A 10,597-nucleotide genomic window follows, 5' to 3' on the forward strand; every position below is an offset into this window, starting at 1 on the left:
GGAGAGTTTTCGATGAGCGACACACCGGCGACAGCTGGCATCATGGAGCGGCTCAACGCGGCCGCTTCAGCAGAGGAGTTTTTTGCGCTCCTTGACGTCGGCTACGATCCCAAGATCCTCGACGTCGCACGCCTGCATATCCTGGGGCGTATGGGGCAACATCTCGCCAAAGAACAATTCGCCGGCGTCTCGGAACCAGAGGTCATGGCCCGGTGCAAGGCAATGCTGGAGCAGGCCTATGCCGATTTCGTGGTGTCGTCACCGATCGACCAGCGCGTATTCAAGGTGTTGAGGGATGCTGTCGCAGAGCCCAAGAACGCAGAGCACAAGAACGCAGAGCACAAGAACGCAGAACCCAAGAGGCCCGCCTTCGTGCCATTGAGTGTTCTGAAGTAGCCGCGCCGTCACACTCGGTGCGGCTTGTTCCCGCGCCCTTGTCGTTACGGCCCAGGTTTGCGGTCTTCGTCTTCATCAAGCTCAACTCGCTGCACGAGTAAGCAAAGCTGCGTTGTCGGATTTGCGACCATGTCAGAAGTTGTCGTGCCGGTGACGTTCGGGGTCATCTTCGCCAAAACATCTCAAGCCATTGTTTTGACTTTTGATTTTCAATGGCGCCGGGACTGGTACGACACTTGCTGTTCTGCTGCCAAGTCTGTCGCCGACGATGAGCCTGCCGACTTTTGTTCCAGATGAGATTTGGAGGAAGACAAATGACGTTGCGTTTGCTGCTCACTCCCAGTGCCGCGATCATTTCATGGCTCATGCTCACGCGAAGCTCCGTTCGAAATTGCCTTCGGTGCAATTGAGATCAGGGATTGACCGAAAGATGCCGATCCATCGATAGCTCAAGCATCCACACGACCGTCCGGAGAAGGCATGCATACGGCCGTCTGCATCGAGCAAGTTACTGATTTTGCGCTCATCTTCCAACACCCCACGACCAGCAGCATCATGTGCCGGGAGGGTCAGTCATCATGGTGGTGTGCGATTTCTTTGCACCGGAAGACGTGCACCAATTGCATGACGGGTTCGTCGGCAAGATTAACGCGCTCGCCACAGTCAGCGCGTAGCGCCACGTCGAGGGCGGCGCGCGAGTGTTGCGCACAAATCGGAGCTGCCTGGTCAACCCTTCTGGAAGCGATGAGCGGGACTGGCCGCGGCAGCACGCACGACGCCGTGCGGCGGGCGCGGGCGCCGGTCGCGATATGGGGCGCGGAGGAGGCCGGAGCCAAGGACATCTTCAAACATGACCTGTCGAAACGTGACCTGTGCGGCAACCGGCGATCGCCGAGCGCTCCTTTTTGCGCTGGGGCCAAACCGGAACGGCGGAGCCGATGGCGGCAGCCAAGAAGCCGGTCCGGCGCTGATCAATCCATCTTCAAGGGGCAATCGAAGCGAGAGCGCGATCTTGTGGCGCAGGCGCGCTGGTTCTGAGGGAATTCAAAGGTATGAGCAACGTCACCAAAGCTGCCATGCCGGCCGTAGGCGGCCGTGCCGCAGCCAAAAGAGAATTGCCGGAGCACTTTAAGGCCTATAAGCACGTCTGGGTCTTCGTCGAGCAGGAGCGCGGCCAGGTACATCCCGTATCCTGGGAGCTCATGGGCGCGGGCCGCAGGCTTGCCGACAAGCTGAAGGTTAATCTCGCCGCAATCGTAATCGGTCCGGAGGGGGAGGCGACGCGCAATGCCGCGCTTGAATCGTTCTGCTATGGCGCCGATCTGAGCTATCTCGTGCCCGACAACATTCTGTCGGAGTATCGCAATGAATCCTATACCAAGGCGCTGACCGAACTTGTCAACGCCTACAAGCCCGAAATCCTGCTGCTCGGCGCCACGACGCTCGGCCGTGATCTGGCGGGATCTGTCGCGACGACGCTTCTGACAGGGCTGACTGCCGACTGCACCGAGCTCGACGTTGACGCTGATGGTTCGCTTGCGGCCACACGTCCGACCTTTGGCGGCTCGCTGCTTTGCACGATTTACACCTTGAATTACCGGCCGCAGATGGCAACCGTCCGCCCGCGCGTCATGCCGATGCCCGAACGTGTCGAGCGCGATGCGTCCCGCATCGTTATCCATCCGCTCGGTCTCATTGAAGATGATATCGTCACCAAGGTGCTGTCGTTCATTCCGGACCGCGATTCCGAAACGTCCAATCTTGCCTACGCCGATGTCGTGGTCGCAGGCGGCTTGGGACTGGGATCGCAGGACAACTTCCACCTGGTGCGCCAGCTCGCAACGGTCCTCGGCGCCGAGTATGGTTGCTCGCGTCCTCTGGTGCAAAAGGGCTGGGTCTCGACTGACCGGCAGATCGGTCAGACCGGCAAGACCATTCGGCCAAAGCTCTATATCGCCGCTGGCATATCCGGCGCGATTCAGCATAGGGTCGGCGTCGAGGGCGCAGATCTGATCGTCGCGATCAATACTGACAAGAATGCGCCGATATTCGATTTCGCCCATATCGCCATCATCAACGACGCCCTGCAATTGTTGCCGGCGCTGACGGCCGCATTTCGCGCGCGGCTTTTGCCGCATTCGCGCGCGCGGATCGCGAGCTAGGAGATTGTCATGATCGATGAGAGGTTCGACGCAATCGTCGTTGGCGCCGGGATGGCAGGCAACGCGGCGGCACTGACCCTGGCCAAGCGCGGCATGAAGGTCCTGCAGCTCGAGCGGGGCGAATATGCCGGATCGAAGAATGTGCAGGGTGCAATCCTCTATGCCGACATGATGGAAAAGCTGATACCGGACTTCCGCGACGAGGCGCCGCTCGAACGCCACCTGGTCGAGCAGCGGTTCTGGATGATGGACGACCGCTCCCACCTCGGCATGCAGTATCGCTCCGAGGACTTCAATGAGGAGCGCCCCAACCGCTATACCATCATTCGCGCGCAGTTCGACAAGTGGTTCTCGTCAAAAGTGCGGGAGGCCGGCGCGACCGTATTATGCGAGACGACAGTTACCGAGCTCGCACGAGACGATCGTGGAAGGGTGATCGGTGTTCATACAGATCGCCGCGACGGCGAGATACACGCCGACGTCGTGGTGCTGGCCGAAGGGGTTAATGGCCTGCTTGGGACGCGTGCGGGCCTGCGCGCGCGGCCGGAGCCCGACAAGGTGGCATTGGCGGTCAAGGAAATGCATTTCCTGCCGCGCGAGACGATCGAGGCTCGCTTCAATCTCGAGGGCGACGAGGGTCTCGTGATCGAAGCCGCAGGCACCATTTCCCGCGGCATGACCGGAATGGGTTTCATCTATGCCAACAAGGAGTGCATTTCGCTCGGTATCGGTTGCCTTGTCGCCGACTTCCAGCGCACCGGTGAGACGCCCTACGGGTTGCTCGATCACTTCAAGAGGCATCCCTCCGTGGCGCCGCTGATCGCAGGCTCCGAGGTCAAGGAATATTCCGCACATCTCATTCCCGAAGGCGGCTACAAGGCGATCCCGCAGCTCTATGGCGAGGGCTGGGTGGTGGCAGGGGACGCGGCGCAGCTCAACAACGCCGTCCATCGCGAAGGTTCCAATCTTGCGATGACCTCAGGCCGCATCGCCGCCGAAGCAATCTCCCAGCTGAAATCGCGCGGCGATCGCATGACCGCAAAAAACCTGTCGCTCTACAAGAAGATGCTGGATGATTCCTTCGTCATCAAGGATCTGAAGAAATACAAGGATTTGCCGACCCTGATGCACACCAATTCGCAAAACTTCTTCCTCACCTATCCGCAACTGCTCTCAAGGGCGATGCAGAACTTTGTGCGTGTCGACGGTACGCCGAAGGCCGAGAAGGAGAAGATGACTTTGAAATCCTTTGTGAAGGCGCGGTCCTGGACAGGTCTGTTCGGCGATGCATTCCGTTTCGCTCGCGCATGGCGCTGACCAAGGTCGAGCCGGACAAACCAAGTCGGGCCGAACAAAGGAGGCTAAAACATGAATGCCGAGCCCTCAGTGCGTGTTGAGGACAAACTGTACTACAACCGATACCTTGTCGACGTCGGCCGACCCCACGTCAAGGTGCGCGCGCACACCACGCCATCGCCGCAACTCCTTGCACTTTTGAAAGCCTGCCCCGCACGCTGCTATGAGCTCAACGACAAGGGGCAGGTCGAGGTCACTGTCGATGGCTGCATCGAGTGTGGCACCTGCCGCGTCATCGGCGAGCCGACCGGCGACATCGAATGGAGTTATCCGCGTGGTGGATATGGTGTGTTATTCAAGTTTGGGTAAGGGGTGAAAGATCGCGCTGTGACGCCATTGAACGAGACGATCCCGCCACGGCTTCAATTCGCATCTCACTCGCTTGAGGCCGCCAGGCGGCATAGTTACTCAATCCGACGAACTCAGGCACAGCGAAGGCGTGGCAGCGCCACTTTCTCAACTCGAGCTGACGCGCCCATCTGTTCGAACTTTACCGGCCACATATGTGCGGGGACAGACCGCGGTGTTCCCGAGATCATATGAAACTGGCCTACACCAAGCAGGCATCAATCGAACGGGCATCCTTGGTCAATATCCGCAAGACAAATAAAGTCGTCGCGACCAGAGCGAAGGAAAATTCTCGTCACCTGCCATACCCATCTGTGCTCATCGCGCCGCTTCCATAGTGCTTCCGCCAGATAGCGACCGGGAGACGTTCCTCAACTACGACATCAGCGGAATGGCCGAGCGCAGCATCTGACAACCTTGTGCGTCTCAACTTGCTGCGGTCGCAGTCCCGCTTTCAATCGCTGAGATCCGGATCCGCGAACGCGATCGGAAGCCGAGCCTCATACGCCATCGGGAACTGCGCTGTGGAGCGCTTGGTAACAATCTTTAAGCCAAACCTGACGTAGCGTCAGATTTGCATTCCGCGTTCGCGCTGTTAGGTTCAGGGCAGCTGGGGAGAATATTGGGTGACGCTCGAATGAAAAGATGGTTGTTTGTGACTGCGAGCGCCGTCGCGCTTGCAGCGGCGGTGCCGACTTTCGTCGCTGAGGCAGCGCGACCGGTCGACAACAATACGCTGGTCGCCGATGCGTCAGATCCTTGCAGCCAGTACCCGTGGCTGGGTGATATCTGCACAACGTTTGTCTGCTTAACCGACCCAGTGTGCAGAAAAACGATAATAAACTAAAGGAACAAATTAAGCAGGGCCAAACGACGGGCTTGCGATGGTCGTTGATTGAGAAATCCACCCGCAGCTTCAGTGCGCCTCTCGACACTTGCGCTGAACGACGGCACTCGCAAAGCAACGAACTTTGGGCTAAGAATCTGACGTAAGGTCAGCCTGCGTCAGGTTCTCACCCGATCTGCAAGAATGGGAGAGAGGGTAGATCAGCCCGGCTGTGCAGTGCCGTGCCCGGCCGCTTCGATCGCGACTGCAACCGACTGCACGATGGCGGCAAAACGCGCCGCAGTCTGGATCGTCTCAGCACTGACGCCTGCCGCACGCAGCGCCTTCTCGTGCGCGTCAATACAGGCGCCGCAGCCGTTTATGGCCGAGACCGCCAGCGACCACAGCTCGAAATCGGACTTGTCCACGCCGGGATTGCTGATCACGTTCATCCGCAGCCGCGCCGGCATCATCTTGTACTCCGGGTTGCTGGCGAGGTGAACGAAGCGGTAATAGACGTTGTTCATCGCCATCACCGAAGCTGCGGATCTCGCCGCCGCGACCGCGATTGGCGTCATCACGGCGGCGGCGGCCGATTCCATCGCGGCGATCACGGCTGGGTTGCGGGTGGCTATCGCGCTCGCCAGCAATAGCCCGTACTGGCGCTGCGGCGACAGCGTCTCATCGGTGACCATCGACATCAGGTTGAGCCGGATGTCCTTTGCGAAGTCAGGGATTTGGTCCTTCAACCGCTCGATCGACGACATGCTGCCTCAAGCGACCTTCAGCGTTTCGCCGCCGATCTCGCGATTGCACGGGCATAGTTCGTCGGTCTGCAGCGCGTCCAACACGCGAAGCGTGTCCTTGGGACTGCGGCCTACATTGAGATTGGTCGCATAGACGTGTTGTATGGTGTTGTCAGGATCAGCTATAAAGGTATAGCGGTATGCGACGCCTTCGGGCGAACGCACGCCAAGGCCATCGACCAGCGTCCCTGTGGTATCGGCAAATTGCCAGATCGGCAGATTATGCAGGTCCTGATGTGCGCGTCGCCAGGCGAGCTTGCAGAACTCGTTGTCGGTCGAGCCACCAAGCACGACCGCATCGCGGTCGGCAAAATCCTTGGATAGCCGGGCAAACTCGGCGATCTCGGTCGGGCAGACGAACGTGAAATCCTTGGGATAGAAGAAGATGATCTTCCATTTCCCGGAAAAGCTGTCTTCAGTCAACGTTTCGAATGCACTCTGTCCTTCTTCCTCTGGCGCGTGAAAGCCAGGCTTTACGCCTGTGATTTCGAACGACGGCAACTTGCTTCCAATTCCAAGCATATTGTCCTCCCAAGTTCGTCTCATGGCGGAAGCCGTGCTTCCGCCATGAGCGAAGCAAGCTATGTGCCACGTGATCTCGCGAGGCGATTGGTCTAGCAGCAAACGGGACACTTGCTGTGGGGGATCTGATGCCATTGGCATGTTGGTCGTTCACTCGAGGAATCCCGTCGCGGCTTGTTCGGCAGCACTTTGGCCTCGTACTACGCGAGCCTAGCGTTGCTCGCCTCTGCATCCCCGATGCAGGTTCCTTGAAATCGCCATAAGCATGTAAATTAGTGAGGAGCAATCGCGTGCGCGGGAGTCTCCCTTAGGGCCGAACCGACGAGATCTGCTCACCCTCGACGCACTCGCAGTCGATCGTCCGGACAGAAGTGCGTTCTCGGATTTAGTCAGGCGTGTAGCGACTCTTTGCCTAAAAGATCAATGATCCGCTCGGCAATGGCCTCTTCTTCGATCTTGATTCCGGTCTTTATCATGGCCGCGGTGAGATCTGCATCCCATGAAGCGATGACTGGCCGGCCGCTCAGTGGTATCGCGAGCTGAGGAACGCTTTTGGACGCGGCGACGTAGTCTGCCGCTGAGAAGTGCCACGGTACGGCGCCGTATTTCGCTATTACGTAGTTGGCGATCATAATTCCTGGCCAATCATAGTCGCCATGATACCGAAGGTCTGCTCCCGATTCCTTGAGCTGCTTGAGAATGGTCCGCTGAGCCGCACCGAGATGGCCGTCGACGCAAACGACCGGAGGGCAGGCGGTCCCGAGTTGGTCGGCGAGGATTGCGACGAGATTCGGATTCTCGCACACCAAAATGGATCTTCTCGCCACCGTCCATTCCGACGGCCGCCGAGCGAGAAGCCGCAGTGATGCGTATTGTGGTTCTCCGGGTGAGACTGGCAATCCGCTGCACGGCACATTCAAGAACAGGGCAGGCTTGGCCAGTTCGTTCACCAGGATGCCGACCGCAGCCCATGTATCGCGGTCATCGCCTGTGTCGGTCGATGAGCGGCTTCGAAGGACGGCCAGCGTGAGAGTGGCGACCGGGCGGGCGCTGTCGAGGCCGTGAGCGTCTCCCAGATGCTCCGCCGCGATTTGGGCCCGCGGTACTCCCGCAGCGGGAAGCCGTCTGAGGATGTCTTCGGTTTGTCTACAGATAAGGGACGCGGAATCCGGTTGATTGCCTGATAGGCGCTTCAGGACGCCAAAGTTGAGCGGCGAGGCCAAATAGGCGATCAGATCGGTGTGCGAGCAGCCGGCCAGAACGGCCGCCCAACTTTCGCGAATCCTGTTCAATTCGGTTTCGCGGTGGATGATCGGACCGTCAAGAAGTTCGAGTGCGGTTCGAAGGGATGGTGCGATACCGGCATCGGAAAGCGCTCGGTCGACTGCGCTGACGTCGATGGAGATTGAGGCTGCCACGCCGCCTCTGCGGCCGACCAGGGACGCCAGTGCGGTGCGTTCCGTTTCGTTCAGCTTGCCCACCTGGATCGATGGGAGCTGGCCATCGGCCGGTCCGAGCTCGTAGCGCCTGCGCAGCCGCGCGCGCAGATCGGAAAGCTCGGCGCCGCCGAGGAGCCGGACTAGTCGTTCGTCTATAGTTGATATCATGCGCTACGATTTAACATCAGCCGCGCCGGCTCTTCCATCCTTGAGCGCGTCTTTCCGTTCCATCGCCAGCGGGAGACGTGAATTGCGTCGAACTTGTCGTGTCTCTGGAGTTGGCAGATCGCGACGCCCGGAAGCGTCTTGTAGCAGGCCCATTCGCGCTCGCTCGTGATAACGAAATCCAGATCGAACTCGTGGATCAGGCCCATGCAGTGCGCCCGGACGCCGTCGTCGATGCCGGCGTACGCTTCGTCCAGCAGGACAAGGCGCGGCCGGGTGCTGTGCTCGTCGCCGTAGAAGCTTGCGACGGCTGCGAACATGGGAATGGTGAGACCCAACGCACGTTCGCCGCCGGAGGCAGGCTGAGAAATGGAAATCCACCTACCCATTGCATTGCGCTCGACGACGAAGCGGTGCCACTGGCGATAGTCGAGGGCAGCTGAAAGCTGCTCGCGGAGACTGCTGCCGCCCGACTCTTCGGCCTTGAGCCGCTCTTGCTCGATGCGTCGCTGCAGCATGGCCCCGATGGCTTGCCTGTCATTCTCGGTCCACAGATCCGCGTTCGTCTTGAGGAGACGCTTACGGGCGTCCTCCAGATCGGCGGGGGCACCTTGCGCTTCAGTGAGAGGGATCCACCTTAGGCGGAAATAGGTGCCCGTTGAGGTCGGGCGCTTTTCAATCTCCGCATTCACACGGTCCACATACTGCTCGGCGTCCTGGATGAGATTCCGGATTTGGACGGACATCTCCGACTGGAGGTGGTCCTCCAGAATCTTCGTCTCGCTTTCGGTGAGAAGGGTTCGGCGCTGCGTGATCTCGGTGTCGACCTGGGCAAGGACCTCAGCGGGAGACAGTCCGGTCTTGTTCTGGACTGCGATGGTGACCACCAGGCCGAATCCATCGACATTGTTACTGTAGGGGACGTATCCTAGTTGAGCGAGTGCATTCTGGAGATCGACGAATTCACCGTAGATTTTGGACTGCAGGCCGTCCCACTCGTTATCGCGGATGTCGCTGAGCGCTTGGTTCAGTTCTGCGGCAAGCCCCCGCGTCTCGTCGACCGTCCATGTCCGGCCGGTGTCGGGGAACGCTACGTTGGGGGCGCCGGCGGCCATCAAGCCTGTTGCTGCGAGCGTTTGCAGATTGCTTGCCGCTCGCTGCCGCTCCTCTACGCGCGTCGCCAAAGCTTGGGTCGCAGTTTCGTGCGCACCGACCGCCTGGGTATGGACGGCCACCGCCGAGAGTCGGCGCCCGTCCGTGCTGTCCACGTCGGCCCTGGCATCATTGAGACGCTTCTGCGCGTCAATGAGGCGGCGTTCCCACTGTTCGGAGGTTGCTCCCACACTTTCCTTGAGAGCATCGTATATGGCGCGCGCCGATGTCGCCGATATCGCCGCGGCTTTGACGTCTTCTGCTGCGGCACGATGGCGGCTCCGGGCGGTTTCCGCACGCTCGTTGGTGTCTTGAAGGTTTTGCGCGGCGCGGATGGAATTCGAGCAATGTTCGACGACCACGAGGTGGGCTTCGCTGAGGCTATCGCAGGCAATCCGGGCCTGTTCGAGAGCCCGCTTGTCGCACGGAAGAGCGGTGTCGAGCGCGGCCTGCTCGGCGGACTCACTGCACGCTTTCAGAGCCTGTCGTGCGACCGCTGTACCGTTTGCCCTTGCTGCGACGTTTTCAGTGGCCCGGTGTAGATCGTTGGTTGCCGAGCGCACGGTGTCGTGCGACTTGCGGAGATTGGTGTCCGACGGGCAGGTCCTCTCGACCTGTTCGATGGCCTCCGTCGTGGCGGCATTGCTCGTGATGGCGGTTTCGAGATCGGCAAGTTGCTCGCCCAGAGCGGCCGCGGTGGCCTCAAGCTCTTCGATCTTTTTCAGTCTGGCTCTCTCCCGAGCGGAATGGCCAATGTACGTGGCGCGGGATTTCTCCCATGTGCCCGAGAGAGCGCCGAGGCGGAAGTGGCCGGCCGGCGATACCCACATCTCGGCGCCATCGTCGATGTCGGTGCAGGAGACTGCGCACAGAAAAGTCTCGACGGCATCCTGGACCGACGGTTCTCCACAGTGGACAAGCCAGTCGGCGAGGGTCCTACCGGTGACCAAGGGCCTCGAAACAAGCGACACGTCATGCTCGGTCTCGCCGATGAACATCCTGCCGTCGGGGAGGATCCACGCGTCGAGAAGTCCGGATGCCTCAAGTGCGGCTTCGAGGCCAGCCCGAACGCCGTCGTCGGCCTCCGATACAAAGTCAACGGCCTGCCACAAGGCTTGGCCCTTGCGGTCCTTGCGATCAGCCCTGCGTGTGTACGGGATGTGAGGGCGCTCGAATGAGCCGGTTTGCAGATCCGCGATCTGCTTTGCCATGGATTCCAGTTCAGCGCGCACCGCAGCCTTCTGATGTCTCAGCGTGGCGAGCGCCTCGGTCAGCCGTTTGTATGCAAGTCGGCACTCGGCTATGAGCTCGCGCGCGGCCGGGTTTTCGCCTTCGAGCGAGTGAGCCCATTCGACGAGGGCATCCACTGCGTCCTCGGTCGCTATTGCCATGAGATGTCCGCAGGCGCCGATATGGCGGCGCCAC

The 10,597-nt window shown here is 60.1% G+C and carries 9 protein-coding genes; 5 read left to right on the forward strand and 4 right to left on the reverse strand.

Translation table 11 applies throughout. The features are described from left to right. Positions 1-12 precede the first annotated feature (12 nt). From nifW to AS156_RS11935, 5 genes are all read left to right on the forward strand, one after another. The gene (gene nifW / locus AS156_RS11920; protein WP_066503889.1) at positions 13-396 is read left to right on the forward strand and encodes a nitrogenase stabilizing/protective protein NifW; all 384 of its coding nucleotides are present in this window, start codon (positions 13-15) and stop codon (positions 394-396) included. Positions 397-525: 129 nt separating this feature from the next. Then, a complete protein-coding gene (locus AS156_RS42805; RefSeq protein ID WP_160331081.1) occupies positions 526-693 on the forward strand; it encodes a hypothetical protein in 168 nt (55 codons plus the stop codon). Between the two features lie 755 nt (positions 694-1,448). Further along, on the forward strand, positions 1,449-2,558 hold the full coding sequence (locus AS156_RS11925; RefSeq protein ID WP_066503890.1) for an electron transfer flavoprotein subunit alpha/FixB family protein: 1,110 nt from the start codon (positions 1,449-1,451) through the stop codon (positions 2,556-2,558). A 9-nt stretch (positions 2,559-2,567) separates the two neighbouring features. Continuing rightward, on the forward strand, positions 2,568-3,875 hold the full coding sequence (locus AS156_RS11930; RefSeq protein ID WP_066503891.1) for an FAD-dependent oxidoreductase: 1,308 nt from the start codon (positions 2,568-2,570) through the stop codon (positions 3,873-3,875). Positions 3,876-3,926: 51 nt separating this feature from the next. After that, the gene (locus AS156_RS11935) at positions 3,927-4,223 is read left to right on the forward strand and encodes a ferredoxin family protein (RefSeq protein WP_066503893.1); all 297 of its coding nucleotides are present in this window, start codon (positions 3,927-3,929) and stop codon (positions 4,221-4,223) included. 1,086 nt (positions 4,224-5,309) lie between these two features. Here AS156_RS11935 and ahpD read toward each other — a convergent pair. The 4 genes from ahpD to AS156_RS44280 all read right to left on the reverse strand — a co-directional run. After that, the gene (gene ahpD / locus AS156_RS11940) at positions 5,310-5,855 is read right to left on the reverse strand and encodes an alkylhydroperoxidase, AhpD family (RefSeq protein ID WP_066503895.1); all 546 of its coding nucleotides are present in this window, start codon (positions 5,853-5,855) and stop codon (positions 5,310-5,312) included. A gap of 6 nt (positions 5,856-5,861) precedes the next feature. Then, positions 5,862-6,416 carry a peroxiredoxin gene (locus tag AS156_RS11945; protein WP_066503896.1) on the reverse strand — a complete coding sequence of 185 codons (555 nt, stop codon included), beginning with the start codon at positions 6,414-6,416 and terminating at the stop codon, positions 5,862-5,864. 389 nt (positions 6,417-6,805) lie between these two features. Then, positions 6,806-8,023 carry a TIGR02679 family protein gene (locus tag AS156_RS11950; RefSeq protein WP_066503898.1) on the reverse strand — a complete coding sequence of 406 codons (1,218 nt, stop codon included), beginning with the start codon at positions 8,021-8,023 and terminating at the stop codon, positions 6,806-6,808. Then, positions 8,020-10,597, reverse strand: a 2,578-nt coding sequence (locus AS156_RS44280) for a TIGR02680 family protein (RefSeq protein ID WP_245312732.1), incomplete at its 5' end; no start/stop codon positions are given. The genes AS156_RS44280 and AS156_RS11950, both read right to left, overlap by 4 nt.

It is taken from the genome of Bradyrhizobium macuxiense, assembly GCF_001542415.1.
Classification (GTDB): domain Bacteria; phylum Pseudomonadota; class Alphaproteobacteria; order Rhizobiales; family Xanthobacteraceae; genus Bradyrhizobium; species Bradyrhizobium macuxiense.